At 67.6% G+C, this 21535-nt stretch carries 15 protein-coding genes; 4 read left to right on the top strand and 11 right to left on the bottom strand.

Annotated features, from left to right (window positions below):
* The first annotated feature begins 18 nt into the window (after positions 1–18).
* On the top strand, positions 19–267 hold the full coding sequence (locus C560_RS0112195; protein ID WP_003804966.1) for a WhiB family transcriptional regulator: 249 nt from the start codon (positions 19–21) through the stop codon (positions 265–267).
* A 148-nt stretch (positions 268–415) separates the two neighbouring features.
* On the opposite strand, the gene C560_RS0112190 is transcribed toward C560_RS0112195, so the two are convergent.
* Genes C560_RS0112190 through C560_RS0112175 form a run of 4 tightly spaced genes read right to left on the bottom strand, consistent with a single transcriptional unit; the run spans position 416 to position 8805 of the window.
* A complete protein-coding gene (locus C560_RS0112190; RefSeq protein ID WP_018775216.1) occupies positions 416–1885 on the bottom strand; it encodes a sensor histidine kinase in 1470 nt (489 codons plus the stop codon).
* A gap of 36 nt (positions 1886–1921) precedes the next feature.
* Complete coding sequence (locus tag C560_RS0112185; RefSeq protein ID WP_026538427.1) at positions 1922–6781, bottom strand: NAD-glutamate dehydrogenase; 4860 nt, start codon at positions 6779–6781, stop codon at positions 1922–1924.
* 57 nt (positions 6782–6838) lie between these two features.
* Positions 6839–8164, bottom strand: a complete 1326-nt coding sequence (locus C560_RS0112180) for an AAA family ATPase (protein WP_026538426.1) — start codon at positions 8162–8164, stop codon at positions 6839–6841.
* Positions 8161–8805, bottom strand: coding sequence for an SAF domain-containing protein (locus tag C560_RS0112175; protein ID WP_026538425.1), 645 nt, complete (start codon positions 8803–8805; stop codon positions 8161–8163). Before C560_RS0112175 ends, C560_RS0112180 begins: the two co-directional genes overlap by 4 nt.
* Before the next feature lie 152 nt (positions 8806–8957).
* On the opposite strand from C560_RS0112175, the gene C560_RS0112170 reads away from it, so the two are divergent.
* On the top strand, positions 8958–9179 hold the full coding sequence (locus tag C560_RS0112170; protein ID WP_018775212.1) for a helix-turn-helix domain-containing protein: 222 nt from the start codon (positions 8958–8960) through the stop codon (positions 9177–9179).
* A 14-nt stretch (positions 9180–9193) separates the two neighbouring features.
* Here C560_RS0112170 and C560_RS0112165 read toward each other — a convergent pair whose 3' ends face one another.
* On the bottom strand, positions 9194–9763 hold the full coding sequence (locus C560_RS0112165) for a hypothetical protein (RefSeq protein ID WP_026538424.1): 570 nt from the start codon (positions 9761–9763) through the stop codon (positions 9194–9196).
* A 181-nt stretch (positions 9764–9944) separates the two neighbouring features.
* Between C560_RS0112165 and C560_RS0112160 the strand changes: the two genes are divergently transcribed.
* Both C560_RS0112160 and C560_RS0112155 read left to right on the top strand, forming a co-directional pair.
* Positions 9945–10754, top strand: coding sequence for a LysM peptidoglycan-binding domain-containing protein (locus C560_RS0112160; protein WP_051533131.1), 810 nt, complete (start codon positions 9945–9947; stop codon positions 10752–10754).
* Positions 10755–10939: 185 nt separating this feature from the next.
* Positions 10940–11425: an Rv3235 family protein gene (locus C560_RS0112155; protein WP_026538422.1), complete on the top strand. Its 486-nt coding sequence runs from the start codon at positions 10940–10942 to the stop codon at positions 11423–11425.
* A 253-nt stretch (positions 11426–11678) separates the two neighbouring features.
* Here the strand turns inward: C560_RS0112155 and secA are convergent, their stop codons facing one another.
* The 6 genes from secA to mtrB all read right to left on the bottom strand — a co-directional run bounded on the left by secA (position 11679) and on the right by mtrB (position 21446).
* Positions 11679–14417: a preprotein translocase subunit SecA gene (gene secA / locus C560_RS0112150; RefSeq protein ID WP_026538421.1), complete on the bottom strand. Its 2739-nt coding sequence runs from the start codon at positions 14415–14417 to the stop codon at positions 11679–11681.
* Positions 14418–14520: 103 nt separating this feature from the next.
* A complete protein-coding gene (locus C560_RS0112145; protein WP_026538420.1) occupies positions 14521–15738 on the bottom strand; it encodes a winged helix-turn-helix domain-containing protein in 1218 nt (405 codons plus the stop codon).
* A gap of 33 nt (positions 15739–15771) precedes the next feature.
* Positions 15772–16497: a ribosome hibernation-promoting factor, HPF/YfiA family gene (gene hpf, locus C560_RS0112140; RefSeq protein WP_018775207.1), complete on the bottom strand. Its 726-nt coding sequence runs from the start codon at positions 16495–16497 to the stop codon at positions 15772–15774.
* A 156-nt stretch (positions 16498–16653) separates the two neighbouring features.
* Positions 16654–17619: a ComF family protein gene (locus tag C560_RS0112135; RefSeq protein WP_026538419.1), complete on the bottom strand. Its 966-nt coding sequence runs from the start codon at positions 17617–17619 to the stop codon at positions 16654–16656.
* 183 nt (positions 17620–17802) lie between these two features.
* On the bottom strand, positions 17803–19521 hold the full coding sequence (locus C560_RS0112130; protein ID WP_026538418.1) for an LpqB family beta-propeller domain-containing protein: 1719 nt from the start codon (positions 19519–19521) through the stop codon (positions 17803–17805).
* A complete protein-coding gene (gene mtrB, locus C560_RS21690) occupies positions 19518–21446 on the bottom strand; it encodes an MtrAB system histidine kinase MtrB (RefSeq protein WP_231494329.1) in 1929 nt (642 codons plus the stop codon). The genes C560_RS0112130 and mtrB overlap by 4 nt, the downstream gene beginning before the upstream one ends.
* Between the last annotated feature and the right edge of the window lie 89 nt (positions 21447–21535).

Raw genomic sequence — 21535 nt, 5'->3', positions numbered from 1 at the left:
ATGGAGTGACTGATCAGCATGGATTGGCGTAACCGCGCAGCCTGCCTTGACAAGGACCCGGAGCTGTTTTTCCCCGTAGGAAACACCGGCCCTGCCCTCCTGCAGATCGAGGAAGCGAAAAGTGTTTGCCGGCGCTGCCCCGTCGTGGACACCTGCCTGCAATGGGCATTGGAATCCGGCCAGGATGCCGGAGTGTGGGGCGGCATGAGCGAGGACGAGCGCCGCGCCCTCAAGCGCCGCGCAGCACGGGCACGGCGCGCCTCCTAAGCCTGCTGCCGGAGTTCCGGCAGCCACCGCCTTGCCTGCAGCAATGGCCGCGGACCCACAGGTCCGCGGCCATTCTCCGTTTAAGCCGGCGCCAGCGCGTTAAGCCGGCGCCAATGCGGCGCCAAGCTGTCAGCGCGGCGTCAGGCTGTCAGCGCGGCGTCAGGCTCAGGACAATCTGGACTGCGGTTCCCCCGCCATCCCTTCCCTGCCAGTGGATGGTGCCACCGAGTTCACTCATGACCAGCGTGCGGACAATCTGCAGGCCCAGGCCCTCGACATACGGCGTGTCCGGCAGTCCGACGCCGTCGTCCTCCACTGTCACGGTGAGAAGTTCATCCCCGTCCTCGCTCTCAGACCGGTCGGCGAGCAGCCAGACAGTGCCGGTCCTCCCCTCCAGCCCGTGCTCGACGGCGTTCGTGACCAGTTCGTTGATGACGAGGGCCAGCGGGGTGGCGAAGTCGCTCGGCAGTTCGCCGAAGAGGCCCGAACGCTGCGTCTTGACCTGCTGCGAAGGCGAGGCGACCTCGGCCGAGAGCCGGAACTGGCGACCGATGAGTTCGTCAAAATCAACACTCTGCGTCAGGCCCTGCGAGAGCGTCTCATGCACGAGGGCAATGGTCGCCACCCGCCGCATGGCCTGCTCGAGTCCCTGCTTGGCCTCGTCACTGACCATGCGCCGCGACTGCATCCGCAGCAGGGCCGCGACAGTCTGCAGGTTGTTCTTCACCCTGTGATGGATTTCGCGGATCGTGGCGTCCTTGGTGACCAGCTCCATCTCCCGGCGGCGCAGCTCCGAGACGTCCCGGCACAGGACCAAGGCGCCGAAGCGCTGCTGCTCGTCGCGCAGCGGGATCGCGCGCAGCGAAAGACTCACGCCGCGTGACTCGATTTCACTGCGCCACGGCATCCGGCCGGTGACGACGAGGGGCAGTGTTTCATCGACCATGCGCCGGTCCCGCAGAAGCCCGGCAGTGACCTCGGCCAGGGACCGGCCCTCGAGCGACTCGCCGTCGCCGAGGCGGCGGAACGCCGAGACCCCGTTGGGGCTGGCGTACTGCACGATCCCCTCGGCGTCGAGCCTGATCAAACCGTCACCCACGCGGGGAGCGCCCCGGCGCGAGCCCGTGGGCGACGCGAAGTCCGGCCACAGCCCCAGGGTTCCCATGCGCAGCAGATCGTACGCGCATTGCCGGTAGGTGAGCTCGAGCCGGGAGGGCATCCGCGAACTCGAAAGGTCCATGTGGGAGGTCACGATCGCCAGGGTACGGCCGTTGCGGACCATCGGGACCGCCTCAACCCGCAGCGCCATGTCGCTGCTCCAGTTGGTCTCGTTGGAGCGCTCGATCGCGCGGCTCTCCCACGCCTTGTCGACCAGCGGCTGCAGGTCCGACCGGATCCCCTCCCCCACGAAGTCGGCGTGGAACACCGTGTGCGTGGTGGAGGGGCGGACGTGGGCCAGTGCCACATAGCCGAACTCAGGATGCGGAAACCACAGGGCAAGGTCGGCGAACGCGAGGTCGGCGACCATCTGCCAGTCGCCGACCAGGAGATGCAGCCATTCGGCGTCCCCCGGGCCGAAATCAGCATGTTCCCTGATTGGGTCCGTAAAGATTGCCACAGCACCTCCATTTGCGACGCCAGGGACGGCAGCCCCTTAGCGTCGGACGATTGACCTCAAGAGCCTCAATGCTACCGACAGTGAGGCCATGTCATCGGCCTCGAGCGCATTGACCTCGTCAAACATTGACTTCGCCCGGCCCAGCTGCTCCGCGTTCTGGCCCTCCCAGACCGCCAGCCGCTCCTCCGCGGGAGTCCCGGCCGGGGTGCACTCCAGCACCGCCGTCGTCATGTCCGAGACGGTGGAGTAGAGGTCATCGCGCAGGGCTGCACGGGCCAGGGCCTGCCAGCGGTCCTCCCTCGGCAGCTTGGTGATGCGTTCGAGGAGGGAATCTGCATGGAAGCGGTTGAAGACGGTGTAGTACACGTGGGCAATATCGGCCACGGATTCCTTGCTGCCGTGGACGATCTTGGCGATGTCCAGGAGCACGAAGCTCTCGAACAGTTCCGCCCAGCGGTGAGCCAGGTCTTCCGGAAGGTCCCAGCTGCGGGCCTTCTCCAGCCATTCGGCCACGCGGGCGCGGTCGTCGCCCCGGAGGTAATCGAGCAGCCGGGCACGCATGGGATCCATCAGCGGCTTGAATTCGGCCACGATCTCGGCGATCGGACGGGACGCCGAGCCCTGGCCGAGGAGCCACCGGACGGCGCGGTCCAGCAGCCGCCGGATGTCCAGGTGGACGGTGCTCCAGTGTTCGGTCGGGAACGACGCCGGCAGTTCGTTGAGTTCCGCGACCATGATGTCCAGCTCGTAGACCTCGCGGAGGGCCACGAACGCCTTGGCGACGGCCGCCTCCGTGGCCGAGGTTTCCTCGATGGCACGGAACGCGAAGGTGATGCCGCCGAGGTTGATCATGTCGTTGGCAACCACGGTCGCGATGATCTCGCGGCGCAGCGGGTGGGTGTCCAGCTCGGCGTCGAACCTCTCCCGCAGCTGCTCCGGGAAGTAGGCCCGCAGTGTCGTGCGGAACCACGGGTCCTCGGCGAGGTCGCTGTCGCGCAGCGCGGTGGCAAGTTCGATCTTGGCGTAGGCGGCCAGGACCGACAGCTCCGGGGAGGTCAGCCCCTGGCCCTGTTCCAGGCGCTCCCGCAGCGTGTCCGTGGTGGGCAGCGCCTCCAGGTCCCGCTTGAGGTCCGCAGACTTTTCCAGCCAGTCCATGAGCCGTTCGTAGCTGGGGCTCCATTCGGAGACCCGCATCCGGTCGTTGAGGAGCAGGATGTTCTGGTCGATGTTGTCCTCGAGCACCAGCCGGCCAACTTCGTCGGTCATCGAGGCCAGGAAGTCCGCACGCTCGGCGGGCTCAAGCTTGCCTGCCGCCACCATCCGGTCCACGAAGATCTTGATGTTGACCTCGTGGTCCGAGCAGTCCACGCCGGCCGAGTTGTCGATCGCGTCCGTATTGAGGATGACGCCCTGCAGCGCGGCCTCGATGCGTCCGCGCTGGGTCATCCCCAGGTTTCCGCCTTCCCCGACCACCTTGACCCGCAGTTCGCGGCCGTCCACGCGGATGGCGTCGTTGGCCTTGTCACCGACCTCGGCATTCGTTTCGGTGCTGGCCTTGACGTAGGTGCCGATGCCGCCGTTGTAGAGCAGGTCGGCCGGGGCCAGGAGGATGGCGCGCAGGAGCTCCGGCGGGCTCAGCTCCGTGGTGCCCTCCGGGAGGCCGAGGGCCGCACGGACCTGCGCGGACACGGGGATCGACTTGGCCTGCCGGGCAAAGACGCCGCCGCCTTCGCTGATGAGCGACTTGTTGTAGTCATCCCAGGAGGACCGGGGCAGTTCGAAGAGCCGCTGGCGTTCCGCGTAGGACGTTGCCTCGTCCGGGGTGGGGTCGAGGAAGATGTGCCGGTGGTCGAACGCCGCCAGCAGGCGGATGTGCTTGGAGAGCAGCATGCCGTTGCCGAACACGTCGCCGGACATGTCGCCGACGCCCACCACGGTGAAGGGCTCGGCCTGGGTGTCGAGGTCCAGTTCGCTGAAGTGGCGCTTGACCGACTCCCACGCGCCGCGGGCGGTGATGCCCATGGCCTTGTGGTCGTAGCCGACGGAGCCGCCGGAGGCGAAGGCGTCGCCGAGCCAGAAGCCGTATTCGCCGGCCAGTCCGTTGGCGATGTCGGAGAAGGACGCCGTACCCTTGTCGGCCGCGACGACGAGGTAGGAGTCGTCGTCGTCATGGCGCACGACGTCGGCCGGGGGCCGGACGGTTTCGCCCTCGGGCGTCACGATCAGGTTGTCCGTGATGTCCAGGAGCCCGCGGATGAACGTTTTGTAGCTCTCGACGCCTTCGGCCATCCAGGCGCTGCGGTCTGCCGCGGGGTCCGGGAGCTGCTTGGCATAGAAGCCGCCTTTGGCACCCGTCGGGACAATGACGGCGTTCTTGACGGTCTGCGCCTTCACCAGGCCCAGGATTTCGGTGCGGAAGTCCTCGCGCCGGTCCGACCAGCGCAGGCCGCCGCGGGCCACTTTGCCGAAGCGCAGGTGTACGCCCTCGACCCGGGGCGAGTAGACCCAGATCTCGAACATGGGCCGCGGGAACGGCAGGCCCTCGATCAGGGACGGATCCAGCTTGAAGCTCAGGTGGGGCTTGTTCTGGAAGTAGTTCGTGCGGAGCGTGGCCTGGATGAGGTTCTTGAACGTGCGCAGCACGCGGTCGGCATCGAGGGTGGCGACCTGCTCGATCGCTGCATCCAGGCCGGCGAGGACCTCAACTTCCCTGAGCACGCGGTCGGCGTCGCTGAGCGCGGGGTCGAAGCGTGCCGCGAACAGGGCGCTGAGTCCCCTGGTGACATCCGGGTTCGCCAGCAGGGTGTCAGCCAGGAATCCGAAGGAGTTGGTGTTGCCCATTTGCCGCATGTACTTGGCGTAAGCGCGCAGTACGACCACCTGGCGCCAGTGCATGCCTTCCCGCAGCACCAGCCGGTCGAAGCTGTCGGATTCCACGGCGCCGGTCACGGCGGCGCCGAAGAACTCGCCCAGCAGCTGGCCGGTGGCTTGGGGATCTACGCCGGCGGGGTACTTGAGGCCAAGGTCGTAGAGGAAGAAGTCCCGGTGATCCGCGGTCTCGATCTCGAACGGGCGTTCGTCCAGGACCTCGAGGCCGAGGTTGTGGAAGTACGGCAGGATCTGGCTCAGGCTCTTCGGCTCCAGCATGTAGAGCTTGACCCGGGCGTCCTCTTCCAGTGTGGCTCCGGCGCCATCGGGGAGGTACACGTGGACACCGGGGTGCTCCTTGACGGCTTCGCCGGCCCGTTCGGCCGCGGCACCGTACTTTTCGAAGCGGTCGATGTCCTGCAGCGCGTCTTCGATCTCGTAGTCCACCCGGTAGCCGGCCGGGAACGCTTCCGCCCAGACGGCTGCCAGTTCCTTGGTGCTGGCGTCTCCGCCGTCGCCGCGGGCGCGCAGAACTTCGGAAATGCCTTCACCCCAGGAACGGGCGGCCCGGACCAGGCGCTTCTCCAGCTCGTCGCTGTTGACGTTGCTGACGTCGGCGTCCTTGGGCAGCCGGATCCGGAAGAAGAGGCGGGCCAGAGCGGACTCTGTCATGCGCGCCTCGTAGTCGATGGAGACGGCGTTGAAGGTCTCCCGCAGTTCCTGCTCAATGCGCAGGCGGACGTTGGTGGTGTAGCGGTCGCGGGGCAGATAGACGACGGCTGACATGAAGCGGCCGTAGATGTCGGGGCGGAGGAAGAGCCGCGTCCGGCGACGCTCCTGCAGCCGCTGGATGCCGGTGGCGATGGCGGCGAGGTCCGGGATTTCGATCTGGAAGAGCTCATCGCGCGGATAGGTTTCAAGGATGCCCAGCAGGTCCTTGCCCGAGTGGGAGTCCGGCGGGAAGCCGGCGTCGCTGAGGACGGCGGCCACTTTTTCCCGGACGACGGGGATATCGCGGACGGATCCGGCGTAGGCGGTCGTGGCGAACAGGCCGATGAAGCGGCGTTCCCCGTTGACGTTGCCGGCGGCGTCGAAGCTCTTGACGCCGATGTAGTCCAGGTACGCCGGGCGGTGCACGGTGGAGCGGGAGTTCGCCTTCGTGATCACGAGCGCGCGCTTCTCGCGGGCCTTCTTCCGGCCGGCCTCGGTGAGGTGCTGGACCTGTCGGGTGTCCGCGCCGGCGCGGAGCAGGCCAAGGCCGCTTTCCTCGCGCAGTTCGAGGACATCCTCGCCGGATTCGTTCACGAGGTCGTATTCGCGGTAGCCGAGGAAAGTGAAGTTCCCGTCATCGAGCCAGCGGAGCAGGTCCTGGGCCTGCCGCAGCTCGGCAATCTGCGCCCGGTTGGCCACCCGGTCCAGATCCGCGGAGATCTCCAGGGCCTTCGTGCGCATCTTGGGCCAGTCTTCGACGGCGGCGCGGACGTCGCCAAGCACGCGGGAGATTCCCTTGACCAGTTCCGCGCGCTTCTCGTCGTCGACGAGGTCGATCTCGACGGCGATCCAGGATTCCATGTGCGAGGCGTTGTCGCCCTCGGCAATGAGGTGGGAGAGGTTCGGCATGGCCGCCGTGTCACCGCTGGAGATGCCCAGGTGGGAGGGGACGCGCGCCACCTTGACGAGACCGCCGGTCTCCCGGTTGCGGGTCACCACGAAAAGCGGGTGCAACACGAGGTGGATGGGCGCGTTCTGGCGGACCAGTTCGGCGTTGACGGAATCCACGAGGAAGGGCATGTCATCGGTGACGATGTACAGGACGCTGCAGTCGGCCTCGTCACGGAGGGCGATGTTCGCGATGCCCGGCTTCCGCGTCGCCGCGATCTGGCGGTGGGTTTCGGTCCTTGCCGTCAGGACTTCCTGGGGATAGGCCCGGAAATCCTCCTCCGCGAGGTGCTCGTAGTAATCCCCGAGGTAGCTTTCGCTACTACCGATCGAAACGGGCTGATCCTCCACGCTGGACCCAGACGACATCGAAACGCCTCCATAAAAGAAGTTCACAGCCGCCTCTTTGCGGCCCTTACGTTGACACTAACCCTTTGCCCGGCGTCGTGCTGTGGAAGAAAAGACAAAGGATTTCTTGATTCGCTGGGCAGGTGCACAAACCAATGTGGCGATCGCCTGCCGCAGCTCGGATTCAGGGGCGGATTCGAGCAAAAGTGCCCCCGACAGGAGGGCGGCATCGCTCACCGCGGGGTCGGAGGGCAGGAACGCCGACAACGGCGCCGAGGGGCCGTACCGCTCCCAGGCGGCCCGCAGTTGACGTTCGGGCGAGCGTCCAACGGCGGAGGTTCTGACTTTGTTCAGGACCACGTGGGGCGATGCCTGCGGGACGGCTGTCCGGAGTTCGGCGAGGCCACGGACCAGCCTCGGCACGCCGATGGAGTCCGCTGCCCCGACGGCAAAGACCGTGTCGGCCAGTTCCAGGCTTCGCAGGGTCGCGGCGTTGCGGCACGGCGCGCCACTGTCAAAGCCCAGCGCGTCATCGGTTTCGAGGCAGAAGCCGGTGTCCACCACAGTGACATCCGCAATCTCCCGGGCACGGTCCAGCACCAGCGTGAGGGCCGCAGCGCGCAGTTCCGTCCAGCGGTCCGCCCGCGTGATGCCGGTGAGCACCCGCATTGTCCCGGCCTTGGTCGGCACCGTCGTGGCGATCCTGAGCAGGGCATCGGCGTCGAGCAGACCCTGGTCTGCCAGCCGGCAGGCCTGGGCCAGCCCGGCGGCCTCGTCAAGCAGACCCAAGAGGGCGGCCACGCTGGCACCGTAACTGTCGGCGTCGACCAGGAGCACGGATTGGCCTTCCGCGGCCAACTCCCCCGCGATGTTGGCGGCCACCAGGGTCCGGCCCGGTGCGCCGGCCGGGCCCCAGACCGCAATGATCCGGCCCTTCGCGGCTGGACTTGCGGTGACCGGGGGCGCCCCGGAAGACCTCGGCATCTGCCCTGCGGCCGCGACGGCGGCGGACGAGGCGCCGCCACCCGCGGCCAGCCCCGGCCCGTGTCCGGCGCCGCTGAGCTGCGCCACCGCCGCGGAAATCCGCGCCGCCAGGGCCGCGGCATCAATGGCGCGGGCTTCCGCTGCCACGCCAATTGTCCTCAGGCGGACCGTTTCCTCAGGGTTGTCGGTCAGGGCGATAACGACGACGCCAACGGCGGACAGCCGGTCCACCAGCGAGGCCGTCAGCTCTTCGCTGCCGGCCGCTACGACGGCGGCGCGCGCCAACCCGCTCTGGCAGGCCGCCAGCAGTTCAGCCAGTTCGCTGCACCGCCGGACAACGGATACGGGCCCGTGCAGCCGCTCGAGTCCGCCGACCAGGTCATCACGGGAGTCCCCCACGGTCACCACGGGAATGCTCATCGCGCGGTACCGCCCGGGTTCCACACGACCGCGATCTTTGCTTTGTTGGCCTGGGCCCCCAGCAGCTTGGGCATCTGGGCGTCCGGGACGAGCACCATGACCACCGTGGAGCGGGAGGAGCCCAGGGCCGTACTGCCCGGGGTGATTTGGGCAATTTCGGCGCCGGAGAGGAGCAACGCAGGCTCGCTGAAGCCGTTGCGGGTATCCGGCAAGGCTACCCAGACATCCACGCGCGAGCCCGCCACCGCTTGGGCGGGAAGGGTCTCCTCGACGGTGACGGCGACCGGCTTGCGGTCCAGCCCGTCCAGTTGACCGACACTCTCGCGCGGCAGCAACTGGTCCTTGCCGATCCGCTGCACGGCCACGAGTCCGGCATCCAGACCGGCCTCCGGGGTCAGGTAGTGCTGTTCCAACTCCCCGAGCCGTACCTTGACCCGGTGCAGTTTGTCGGCAGTCAGCGTCTCCCCCACGGCGATCGGCTCCCGCGCTGCGTACGCTTCCGTGGTCTGGTCCGCGGCACCGACCAGCGAGACCACGCCCACTACGGATGCCAGGACGAGCAGGATTCCGACGAGGAGCCGGGGGTCTTTCCAGGACGGCCTTTTCAAACGGGCCCCTCCGGCTGCCGCGCTTCCACTCATGCGTCCGCTCCCCCTGTCGTCGCCGTCCGTTCCCGGGATGCCGGGCACCCCTATTGTTGCGCCCGGGCCGCCCTGGTGGAAGATCCAAGGCCAAACAGGCGCAAACTGTGGATAACGGCACCAGTAGGCCTCAACGGTGGCAAAATGGATTCATGCCCCGATTCCTGACTCTCGCTGACGTTGCCGAGCAGCTCCAGATCAACTCTCCGGCCGCCTACGCGCTTGTTCGCAGCGGCGAGCTGAAGGCAATCCAGGTGGGCGGGCGCGGCCAGTGGCGCGTCGAGGAGAAGATGCTCGAGCAGTACATCCAGGAGCGCTACGCCGAGGCCAGCCGCATGATCGAAGAGGCCAAGGCGAAGTCCGCCGGAAGTTGAACCTGGCGGGCTGACTAGCCGCCCGCGGCACCAACGGATCTGATGCCCGCGAGGGCGCCGAAGGGAATGGCCACCACCTGCCGGGCGTTCCCCGGAGGCCGTTCCTCGCCCTCCCGTCTCACGACCAGGTCCAAAAAGTCCCTGCCGACTGTGTCAATGACGCCATAGAGCCCGGCATCCGCCCCATCGTGAGCGACAAATATCGTCACCGGCGCACGGTTTCTCGCGAGTCCCCGCAGGGCGCTGCCCAAACCGAGCCGCCGACGGACAACTGACGGTTCGGAGACCGCCACCCGCGAAAGACTCCCATAGTGCGCCGCTGCGGCGTAGGGAATGAGTACCTGGTGCTGGGGCTCGTCAAGGACCAGGGCTTCGCTGCCCGCATGGCTCAGCACTCCCTCGAATGCCCTCCCCGAGGACAGCTGCACGCGGATGCTGAGCCCGAGGGACCCCCGGAGCCGGTCCGCGAGCTCCACTCCCGCAGAGTCCACCAGTGCACGCTCGGCTATTTCGGCCTCAAATTCCAGCCGCTGGTGGCCAGCCAGCTGTCCCTCCATGTCCTCAAACAAGGCATCCCACCGCATGGCGCCAGCGTAGGCGGGCCTCCCGCGCCGGTCAATCCGTAGGCAACCCTATCCACAGGCACGGACTGCACCTAGACAACCAGGGCGCAATGGGATCACACTTCGTTAAACAGGATTAAAAACAATCAAACGATATCAAACAGCATCGAAAGATATTCATTCTGACTGGAGGAAACAGCCCATGGACCGGACAGCAACACCGCAACCCGGGGCCCGCCCCCTGCCCGTCCGCCTGCCCAGACAGACAGTTCGGGCCGACGCCGCCATGGCCGCCGTCATCCTGCTGCTTGGGATCTTCCTCGCGGCTACGGGAAGTTTCCTCATTCAGCGCTGGCAGTCCGGCTCGGCGCGCGGGCAGTCACTGTCCTTCGAGGACCAGATGGGGATCGTGGCAAATACGGCCGGGCTGATTGTCATCACCTGGTGGGTGATGTCGCTCGCCATCGCCGTCGCAGCGGCACTGCTGGACCGCTTCGGCAGGACCCGCGCGGCGGCGGCCACGGCCCGGTTCAGCCCGGCGTTCATGCGGCGGCTGGTGCTTGCCGCCGTCGGGCTGCAGCTGCTGACAGCGCCGCTGGCCAACGCGGCCACTGCGCCCGGCGTGGCCGGGCCGGCCCGGCCCGGCCACGCAGCGGTGTCGGCTTCGTGGACACCGTCGCCCGGGCAGGCCGTGGCGCCGGACCCGCTAGGGCCGGAAGCCGGTACCGCGCCGGATCCGCGGTGGAAGCCGCTGAGCCCCATCGTGGATGCCGGACCATTGGCTGCATCCCATGTGCGCGCGCGGGACATCCCCGGCGCCCGCAGGGAGGTCACGGTCCGGTCCGGCGATTCGCTGTGGAGCATCGCCGCGGCGGCGCTGGGGCCGTTGGCTTCCGACGCCGACATCGCCAGGGTGTGGCCCCGGCTCTATGCGGGCAACCGCAACGTTATCGGAGCCGACCCGCACTTGCTGCGGCCCGGACAGGTCCTGGTCCTCCCGCCGCCACACTAGGCGCCGCCCGCCGCACCACAGGCCGCAGCCACGGCCACAGACCCTGCCCCGCGCCCGGTTTGGCTCCGGCTCCGGCTACACCGAAGACCACAGCACGGGGCCAGCCGGAAGTTCATCCGGCACCAGCTAGCCGCACACGCACTAGCCACCCGCATCAGTCATCAGCCATCAGCAAAGGAACCGTCATGAACGCAGCCACCGGGATCCGCTCAGCCGCGGCGACCCCCGTCCCGCACGCCCCCGCCCTCCGGGTTGTGTCCGGCACGGCAACACCAGCGGCCAACCACGCCGCCGCGGCCCCGCCGCCGCTGCGCGTTGTTGACGAGGCCCGCGAGATATGCGCGATATCCCGCAGCACCGTGCAGGCAGCGATCGAAGTGCTGGCCGGCACGCGGCCCGCACAGCAGCTCTCCCGGCGCCTGGACCCGCGCTGCCTGGCCGCCCTCCAGCACCGCGCCGCACTGACCCGCCGGGTTGCCTCCGGCAGCTCGCCAACGGCGGGCAGGCTGCACCGCAACCCGTCCGTCCGGTCCGTCCGGGCCTGCCGCGTAGCGGATGACGTCTACGAGGCCAGCGCGGTGGTGGTCGAGGAAACACGGGTCCGCGCGGTCGCGCTGCGGCTGGAGCGCGGCACGGCGGCCTGGCGCGTCACCGTGCTGGAGATCGGCTGAACCTGCACGGCACGGCCGCAGGCAGAAAACAGGCTGAGGGCCCGCAGAAGACAGGCAGAGACCCGGCAGAAAACAGTAGCGGGCCGAAGGCGCCACGGGCAGGAACCTGCGGGACCGGCCCCGGCCCGCAAGGGAAAGCCCGGCCTGCAAGGGAATGCCCGGACTGTCTAGGGCCGGACTGTCAAGGAGAGGAGGCGCAAACACGGGAGGACCGGAGCAAATGCTCCGGTCCTCCCATACGTTGGCGTCGTGCCTAGCGCCGCTTCTTCTTCGCAGCGCGGCGGCCGATGTCCTGCGCCGCGGCCTTGGCCGGGTTTCCCGAACGACCGGAGACCTTCGCCTCGATCCGGGTCTGGGCGGCACCGTCCTCGCCAGGGGCGGTGTACTGCAGCTGTGCGGGTTTCTCCGGGGCTTCGAGTCCGGCAGCATGGATCTGCGGCTCGTGGTGTTCGGTGTGCTGGCCCTGGGCGTCCGCCACCACAACGTCCTCGGCCGGTGTCACTTCGACGTCGAGGTTGAACAGGAAGCCGACGCTCTCCTCGCGGATGGCCTCCATCATGGCCTGGAACATGATGAAGCCCTCGCGCTGGTACTCCACCAGGGGGTCACGCTGGGCCATGGCGCGCAGCCCGATGCCCTCCTTGAGGTAGTCCATCTCGTAGAGGTGTTCCTGCCACTTGCGCCCGATGACGGACAGGACAACCCGGCGCTCCAGTTCACGCATGCTCTCGGAGCCGATCGCCTGCTCCCTGGCCTGGTACACCAGACGGGCATCGGAGAGGATCTCTTCCCGGAGGAACTCGGCCGTGATCCGGGACTTGCCGCCGGCCTCGTCAATGACGTCGCGTGGAGAGAAGCTCACGGGGTAGAGCGTCTTGAGATTCGACCACAGGAGGTTGAAGTCCCAGTCATCGCCAGTGCCCTCGGCTGTGGCTGCGTCGATGAAGGCGTTGACGGTGTCTTCCAGGAAGTACTGGACCTTCTCGTGGAGGTCATCGCCTTCGAGGATGCGGCGGCGGTCACCGTAGATTGCCTCGCGCTGGCGGTTCAGGACGTCGTCGTACTTCAGCACGTTCTTGCGCTGTTCGGCGTTGCGGCCCTCCACCTGGCCCTGGGCCGAGGCGATGGCGCGCGAGACGAGCTTGGATTCGAGGGCGACGTCGTCCGGCACCGAGCTGTTCATGAGCCGCTCGGCCGCGCCGGAGTTGAACAGGCGCATCAGGTCATCGGTCAGCGAGAGGTAGAACCGGGACTCGCCGGGGTCGCCCTGGCGTCCGGAACGGCCGCGGAGCTGGTTGTCGATGCGGCGGGACTCGTGCCGTTCAGTGCCGAGCACGTAGAGTCCGCCCAGGTTCAGGACTTCCTCGTGCTCGTCCTTGACGGCCTGCTTGGCGGATTCAAACACCTCGGGCCATGCGGCCTCGTATTCCTCGGAGTTCTCCTCCGGGTCCAGGCCGCGCTTGGCCATTTCGGCGACGGCGGTGAACTCCGCGTTGCCGCCGAGCATGATGTCGGTACCGCGGCCGGCCATGTTGGTCGCGACCGTGACGGCGGCCTTGCGGCCGGCCTGGGCCACGATGGACGCTTCACGGGCATGGTTCTTGGCGTTCAGGACCTCGTGCCGGACGCCTTCCTTGGCCAGCAGCCGGGAGAGGTATTCGCTCTTCTCGACGCTGGTGGTGCCGACGAGGACAGGCTGGCCCTTTTCGTGGCGTTCGGCGATGTCCTTGACCACGGCGTCGAATTTGACGGTCTCGTTCTTGTAGACCAGGTCGGCCTGGTCGATCCGTGTCATGTCACGGTTGGTGGGGATGGCAACGACGCCGAGCTTGTAGGTGCTCATGAACTCGGCGGCCTCGGTCTCGGCCGTGCCGGTCATGCCCGCGAGCTTGTCGTACATGCGGAAGTAGTTCTGCAGCGTGACGGTGGCGAGCGTCTGGTTCTCGGCCTTGATCTCGACGCCTTCCTTGGCTTCGATGGCCTGGTGCATGCCTTCGTTGTAGCGGCGGCCGGCGAGAATGCGGCCGGTGTGCTCATCGACGATCAGCACCTCGCCGTCGAGGATGACGTAGTCCTTGTCGCGCTTGAACAGCTCCTTGGCCTTGATGGCGTTGTTCAGGAAGCCGATCAGGGGCGTGTTGGCGGACTCGTAAAGGTTGTGGATGCCGAGGTAGTCCTCGACCTTTTCAATGCCGGCCTCGAGGACACCGACGGTGCGCTTCTTCTCATCGACCTCGTAGTCGGTCTCGGCCTGCAGGCGCATGACCACCTTGGCGAATTCGCTGTACCAGCGGTTGGTGTCCCCCTGCGCCGGTCCGGAGATGATGAGCGGGGTGCGGGCCTCGTCGATGAGGATCGAGTCCACTTCGTCGACGATGGCGAAATGGTGGCCGCGCTGGACCAGTTCCGAGCTGTCCCACGCCATGTTGTCGCGGAGGTAGTCGAAGCCGAATTCGTTGTTCGTTCCGTACGTGATGTCCGCGGCGTACTGCTCGCGGCGCAGCGCAGGGTCCTGGTTGGAGAGGATGCAGCCGCTGGTGAGGCCGAGGAAGCGGTAGACGCGGCCCATGAGGTCGGACTGGTATTCGGCGAGGTAGTCGTTCACGGTGACGACGTGGACGCCTTTGCCGGTGAGGGCGTTGAGGTAGGCCGGAGCGGTGGCCACCAGGGTCTTGCCTTCACCGGTCTTCATTTCGGCGATGTTGCCCAGGTGCAGGGCGGCGCCGCCCATGAGCTGGACATCGAAGTGGCGCATGCCGAGGGTACGGGACGAGGCCTCGCGCACAGCCGCGAAGGCTTCGGGCAGCAGATCGTCGAGCTTCTCGCCAGCCTGGTGGCGTTCGCGCAGACGGTCAGTTTCTTCACGGAGCTCGGCATCCGTGAAGGTCTGGAAGGAGCTCTCCAGGGCATTGATGGAATCGGCATAGTTCCGCAGTTGCCGCAGGGTTTTTTTGTCACCCGTGCGGAGAAGTTTTTCGATAAGTGATGCCACGTGAAGTTGCTCCCAGTCTCAAGCTGCCGAATTCTGGCGTGTTTAGTCTACGGGAGAGACGCCGGGCCGGTGGCGCCTGTTCCCTCACAGCGGATAGTGCGGTTCACCGGGCAGCCATGGCTTCGGCGAGCGCCGGCGCAAGGTTCCCCGTTGGCGAGACAACTACGTCGTCCAGTCCCAGCCACTCTGCCATGAGCTGCAGTTCCGCGGCGAGTTGGACGGCGGTATCCTCCGGCGCGCCGGGTTCCGCATGGGCGGCCCTGGCCAGGAGCCGCCCGCCGGCACGGTCCGCTTTGAGGTCGACCCGTGCGACGATCGCGTCGCGGAGCAGGAACGGCAGGACGTAGTAGCCGTACTTCCGCTTCGGCTCGGGCGTGTAGATCTCGATCCGGTAGTGGAACCCGAAGAGCTCCTCGAGCCGCCGGCGTTCGAACACGAGGGAGTCGAAGGGGCTCAGGAGCGCCCGGCCGGTGGCTGAGCGCGGCAGTTTCGCCTCCGTGTGGCGGTACAGGGGCCGGTCCCAGCCGGCTACCGTGACCGGCTGCAACCGGCCGCTGTCCACAAGGTTCCGGACAGCCACGGCGGCGTCCTTCTGCGGGGTCCGGAAGTAGTCGGCGAAGCACCGCACGGTCCCAATACCGTGGGCCTGGGCCGCGGCGTCGATCAGCCGGTCCATGGCGGCGGCCGCATCCGGTTCGGGTGCCGCCGCTTCCCCGTCCGGTCCGGGCAGCACCCGGGAGGTGAGGGTGTAGCGCCGTTCGAAGGATTCGGTCCGCGAGGATGCGGAGACAAGGCCCTCTTCGAAGAGGTGTTCCAGCACCCTTTTGACGGCGTTCCAGTTCCAGCCCCAGTTGTCCCGCTGCTGGTCTTCCACGTGCCCGAGCCGGGCTGTCAGTTCGGCGGCGGTCAGCGGCTTCCCGCCGGCCAGGGTTTCGAGCACCTTGGCCGCCACCCCGTTGCGCAGTTCGGGGTCCATCGCATGCGCGCCCACCCATTTGCGGCTCTGCCACTGCACGAGATCGTGGAAGTGGTCCGGGCGGATGAAGCAGGCCTCGTGGGCCCAGTACTCCATCATCCGGCGCGGGTGGGTCCCCGCCATGCGCGCCAGGATGGTGCGGTCGTAGTTGCCGAGCCGCGAGAAGAAGGGCAGGAAGTGGCTGCGGGACACCACATTGACGGAGTCGATCTGAACCAGGTGCAGCCGGGCAAAGGTACGGCCCACCGCCCGTGCATTCACGGGTCCGGTGGGCCGTTCCTTGTCCAATCCCTGGGCTGCCAACGCGATCCGCCGTGCCTGTGCCAGGCTCAGCGATGCTTGCACGTTAGTCCCTTCGTCGGAAAAGTCTGCACCAGCTTATGCGCTGGCGGGCTCATCCTCTGAACGGTAGGCCAGGATTTTCTCTTCCAGACTCGAATGTCCGGGCTCGCACGTCTGGTCCAGGGAGATGACCCCGTACGTCCAGCCGTCACGGCGATAGACGACCGACGGCGCCTTGGTCTCCTTGTCCACGAAAAGATAGAAGTCGTGACCCACAAGTTCCATGTTGTCGACGGCGTCATCGAGGGTGAGCTGGGACGCGGCGAACACCTTGCGGCGGATCAGCACGGGCGAGTCGCCGGCCGGAATATCGTTCTCGACCTCATACGGCGACTTCTCTGCCGCCGTCGCCTGGCTCTCCTGCTGCTGCGCCGCCTCGACGTAGAGGGGTTCGCTGGGGCTGGCCGGCTCCAGGGCTGCCGTCGCCTCGGTGACGGACTTGGGGGTATGCCGGCCGTGGTGGACCTTTCTGCGGTCCCTGGCCCTGCGCAGGCGTTCAAGAAGCTTGTTGTAAGCGAGATCGAACGCAGCGAACTTGTCGGCGGCACTCGCTTCTGCGCGGATTACTGGGCCGCGTCCCAGGACTGTCAACTCAACCGTGAGCGATTCGGCGGTCTGGCGGGCCTTGGTCTCTTTGGTGACCTTCGCGTCTACCCTCTGGACCTTGTCTCCCAACGACGCGATCTTTGAGATCTTGTCGTCGGCATATTCGCGGAACCGGTCTGAGACCGTCAAGTTGCGTCCGCTGATCATGAACTCCATGGTGCCCTCCAAATGACTTCGGTGACACGACGGCGGTACTTCCCGGGGGCCGATCTGACTGACAGTCGAGCCCCTTTCCGAGCCGCTATCGACAGGTACATCTGTTCTTGGTACCCATCTTCGACGTTAGTTCATAGACACCTGTTATTCATCCTTTTACGGTTTATTTTTTTGGCTCCCGCCGATCGTCCGCGCCGCCGCGGGGCTGACGGCGCCGACATCGGCGGCGGCCGGCGGGCGTGTCGCGGCCAGCACAACGGCGCCGCTGACAATGGCCCCCGCGGCCCGGAGCGCACGGGCCGCCTCCTCCAGGGTGGCGCCGGTAGTCAGCACGTCATCGACGATGATGCAGGGACGTCCTTCGACTCGCGCCGGCCACGGACCGGACCTGGTCCGCATGGATCCGCGCACGCGCCGGGCACGCTCACCCCGGCCCAGTCCCTTCTGTCCGCCGGGCAGGGAGCGGGCCCCTGTGGGGCCGGCCCGTAACCGGTCCCACAGGTGCAAAGCCGGGGGTTTCGTGGTCCGCGCGGGCGGCACGGATTTCCGCAACGCGTCCGCGACGGTGAACCCTGCGAGTTCATTGCCGCGGACGAGCCGACGGAGCAGGAGATGGACGGGGCTGAAGCCCCGCATGCGGAAAGCGGCGCCGCTCGTGGGCACGGGGACGAGGACGAGTCCCTGCCCGGGCCCGGCCGCGGCGTGGAGGGCGCGCGCCAGGCCCCGGGCCAGTTCGGCGCCCAGCCGGGCCTGCCCGTGGCGTTTAAAGGACAGCAGGCACTGTGCCAGCTCGGCCCGGTAGGCCCCGGCCGCCACCACGGGCAGCAGCACGGAGCCGTCCATGTCCATCAGGGCCGGAGCCTGGGCCTCTGCCCGGAACGGCCTGAGCGTCAGCTGCCGCAGCTTCCGGGAGCACGCGCCGCAGAGTGCCGAGTCCTCCGCCCCGCAGCAGACGCAGTCGACCGGAATGGCCAGGGCGAGCACCTCAGCCGCCGCTTCGGCTGTCCGGTCCCCCAGCCTCGCCAGTGGCCGCGCGTAGCTCCCGCGGTGTCGCGCCGCCCTGGCCGCGGCCGGGGCGAGGTCAGGATCGGCGGACGGGACGCGGGTGGTGTGGCTGCCCATTCTCCGATCCTGGACCGGGTGCGCCCCCGGTAGTAGCCCGGTGGGCAGCTATGTGGACAACACCCCGGCCGGAACCGTCACCGGATCCCGGTGATGGCGGCCCCGCCGTCGGCGGCGGGCCGGTCGGCGTCGGCGTCGTCGTCGCCGTCGTCGTTGCAGGGGGCGCCGTCCGAGGGGCGTCGGTCAGCCGGGGAACGACGGGTCGATGGGGCCCTTGAGCTGCGGTGACCAGCCGTTGCCCAGCCGCTGGAAGATCCCTTCCGCGGACTGGCCGTAGATCTCGGCTGGTCCGTTGCCTGCGCTGAGGGCGGTCAGCCCGGGCCACGGCGCCAGCTGCTGCGGCTGTGCCGAGGTCAGCGACAACAGCTCGGGAGTGACGGCATCGCTGGCGGAGGCCTTCATGACCGCGACTGTGGTGTCATCCACCCAGACGCCTTGATCCGGATCCCGTGGAGTCAGGAGGGTCAGGGGCACGGTCAGGTCCCTCGGCGTGCCGTCCGCGTTCCGGATGATCCCGGTGATCTGGACCTTGCTCTTGCCGTTCTGCTGGGAAATGACGAGGGCACGCGTGCCGTCCCGGGAAATCCGGAACTCCTTGACCGTCCGGCCCGAGAGCCACCCCGGCGACAGGGTGACGGTGGGTACGCTGGCGTTCTCCGCCACACCGACCGGCCGGTAGGCCACCACCTCGGTGGCGCCGCCGGCACCCGGCCCGGCGGTCCAGACCCAGTCGTACCGGCCGAACGAAGGCCGGGACAGCGCGGCCCGGGTGGTCAACGCCCTGGCGGGCTGGCCCGGAACGATCGAGTACAGCGTGGTGCGGGCGGCGTTGAGGAACGCGGCCGCCTGCGACTCGGTGGACTCCGCAGGCGCCCGGGGTGACAGGGCTGCGACGGACCGGACGTCCGGGAGCGGTGACAGCCTGTTGTTTTCGTACCGGACCAGGTCATTGTTGCTGACGGCGATCTGGTAGGCGGGGACGCTTTCGTTCTGGACCGGAGGCAGAACCGTGCCGTTGTCCTCGACGCGCACGAGGTCCTGGTTGGCCCGGAGCTCGACATTGATCACATCGGGCTGGCTGCGGAACGTCAGGGCCAGCTGCGTCTGCATCCGCAGCCGGTCCTCGTTGGAGGCCTCGACCAGGTCCTTGGCGGTGAGATCCACCTGCGCGGCGCCGGAAACCACGGGCACTGACTCGCGGGCCAGCTTGATGCCCGAAGGGAACGCGCTGACGACGGCGCCCTTGAGGTAGGGGGCGGGTCCGCCCAGGAGGGCGCTCGTCATGGCTTTGACGGTCTTCTTGCGGATGAACCACCGGACATCGGGCACCGCGTAGGTGAACGTGGGGTCGTAGAAGTAGATCGGGTAAGCGCCGTAGATGACTTTGAAGGTCTCTTCCGGAATGGCCGTGCCGTCCGGAAGATCGGAGATTCGCCACTCACCGTCCACCTGGGTCACGGTGACGGGTATGTTTTCGGTGGTGCCCTCGGGAAGCTGCGTGGCCACGCCGTCGGCGTCCACCGAATAGGCGAGGTCGAGCTGGTAGTTGAAGACGTTTTCGACACCGGTGGCCACCACAGTGGCCTTGCGGAACACGAGCGCCCGCTGGTCCGGCTTCCACGTCACCGACGAACCCTGGGTGAGGTATTGCCGGGCCACGGCGTAGTCGTCCTCGTAGCCGCTGCCGGCGAGGTAGAAGTCTTCGATCACCGCTTCGGGTCCGGCGCCGGGACGCGGCGCGGCCGGGAAGAAGACCGGGGCGTTGGGGTTGCCCGCGCTCTCGTCCGTGCTCTTGCCCACCGGCCCCGAGCGCGGAATCTGGGCGCACGAGGTCAACAGAAGCAGGATGAGTGCCAGCAGCGCAGCCCCCACGCGGGTGAACTTGCCCGAAACCACACTCATGCCCTGCCCTCCGTCCCGGTTCCCCGGGTTCCGGCCGAACCGCCGTCCGGGATTGCCCCGCCGGCGGCACCGCTGCCGCCGTCGCCAGAAAAGTCGCCATCGAAACCGTCGGCGTATCCGCCCGCGGACCCCTCAGCACTGGTCCCGCTGCCCGCGGTCCGTAGCGGGTCCGGCAACACCACGGTCCGCTGGCGGCCTGCCTCGGGGAGCCCGACGTTGACCGGTTCGAGCTGGAGCGGGGACCTGGTGATCGGCTCGTCCCGGCGCAGGGGAAGGGTCAGGCGGAAATTCGACCCGTGCCCCTTGCTCCCCCAGGCCTGCAGCCAGCCGTCGTGGAGCTTGGTGTCCTCGGCGGCAATGGACAGTCCCAGCCCGCTGCCGCCGGTGGTGCGGGCACGGGCCGGATCGGCGCGCCAGAAGCGGTCGAACACGCGCGCCGCCTCCGCCGGGGTCATGCCTATTCCGTGGTCCCGAACGGCCACGGCCACGGCGGTGTCGCTGGCGGCCACGGAAACGTTCACCGGCCGGCCCTCGCCGTGTTCGAGGGCGTTCAGGATAAGGTTGCGCAGGATCCGGTCGATCCTGCGGTCGTCCATATCGACAATGACGCTGCCGGCCGGGGCGTTGAGGGTGACGGCAGACCCGTATTCGGCGGCGACGGGCGCCACCCCCTCAATGACTTGCGCGACAAGCTGCACAATGTCGGTGGGCTCGGCGTCAAGCGTGGCGGCGCCGGCGTCAAAGCGGGAGATTTCCAGCAGGTCCGCAAGGAGCGACTGGAACCGTTCCACCTGGTTGTAGAGCAGCTCCGCGGAGCGTTTGTTGATCGGGTCGAAGTCGTCGCGGGCGTCATAGAGGACTTCGGCGGCCATGCGCACCGTGGTGAGCGGCGTGCGGAGCTCGTGGGAGACATCGGAAACGAACCGCTGCTGCATCTGGGAGAGCGTGGCCAGCTGGGTGATTTGCTCCTGGAGGCTTGCGGCCATGTGGTTGAACGAGGCACCAAGCCGGGCAACCTCGTCCTCGCCTTTGACCACCATGCGCTCCTGCAGCTGGCCGGCGGCGAGCTTCTCGGAGACGACGGCGGCATGGCTGACGGGGCTGACCACGTTGCGGGTCACATACCAGGCGACGCCGCCGATCATGAGCACCAGCAGCGCGCCGCCGGCCAGCAGGACATTCTGGATCTCGTCCAGCGTCTTCTGCGCCGTGTTGAGGTCATAGATGAGGTACAGCTCGTAGACGGTGCCGTTGAAGGTCACCTTGTTGCCGACGGCGATGCCGGGCCGGTCTTCGGTCCCCACGGGGAACTGGGTGGACGCCCAGTACTGGTCCTTGCCCGAGTCCTGCACAGCCTTGCGCAGGTCCGGGGGGATGACGCCGATGGTGAGTTGGTCCGAGGCCCGGGATTCCACCCAACGGTTGCGCGGCTTGGTCTGCTCCGGCATGGCCTCGAAGACGTAGCGCCGCTGGATCACGGATCCGCGGCCTTCGACCGCATTCAGGGTGTCATAGACCAGGGTGATGACGCTGGACTGGTCCGTGACCTGGGCGCCGTCGAACGTGTCCTGGACCTGTTTGACGTTGTAACGCGTCTCCGATTCGGCCTGGGCGAGCCGTTCCTGGAACAGGTTGTTGGCGATCTGGTTGGACAGGTAGGCGCCCACAACAGCGAACGAGCCCATGGCCAGCATCAGCGTGGTCAGGACGGTCCGGAACTGCAGGGACCGCCGCCACTTCCGCTGCACCGCCCGGAGCAGGTACAGGATGCCGGGCCACAGGCGCTGCATCCCGGTGCGGACCAGCCGCGCGACCCGGACGCCCACGATCCTTGCGCGCTTGGCCCACAACCGGGTCCGGAAGGCGAGACGGCGCAAAGGGTCCGGCCCGCCGCCGGCCGGCGGCGTTTCGGACGCGCGGGGCATCGAAGTGCCTGCTGATGACTCTGGCGATGGCGCCGCGGATGGTTCGGCCGGCCTCGTGTCCGGCGACGTATCCGTTGCTATGGCCTGCC

Origin of the sequence: Arthrobacter sp. 9MFCol3.1 (genome assembly GCF_000620385.1) — a bacterium.
Taxonomy (GTDB): Bacteria; Actinomycetota; Actinomycetes; order Actinomycetales; family Micrococcaceae; genus Arthrobacter.
This window is presented reverse-complemented; position numbering and strand designations above follow the sequence as displayed.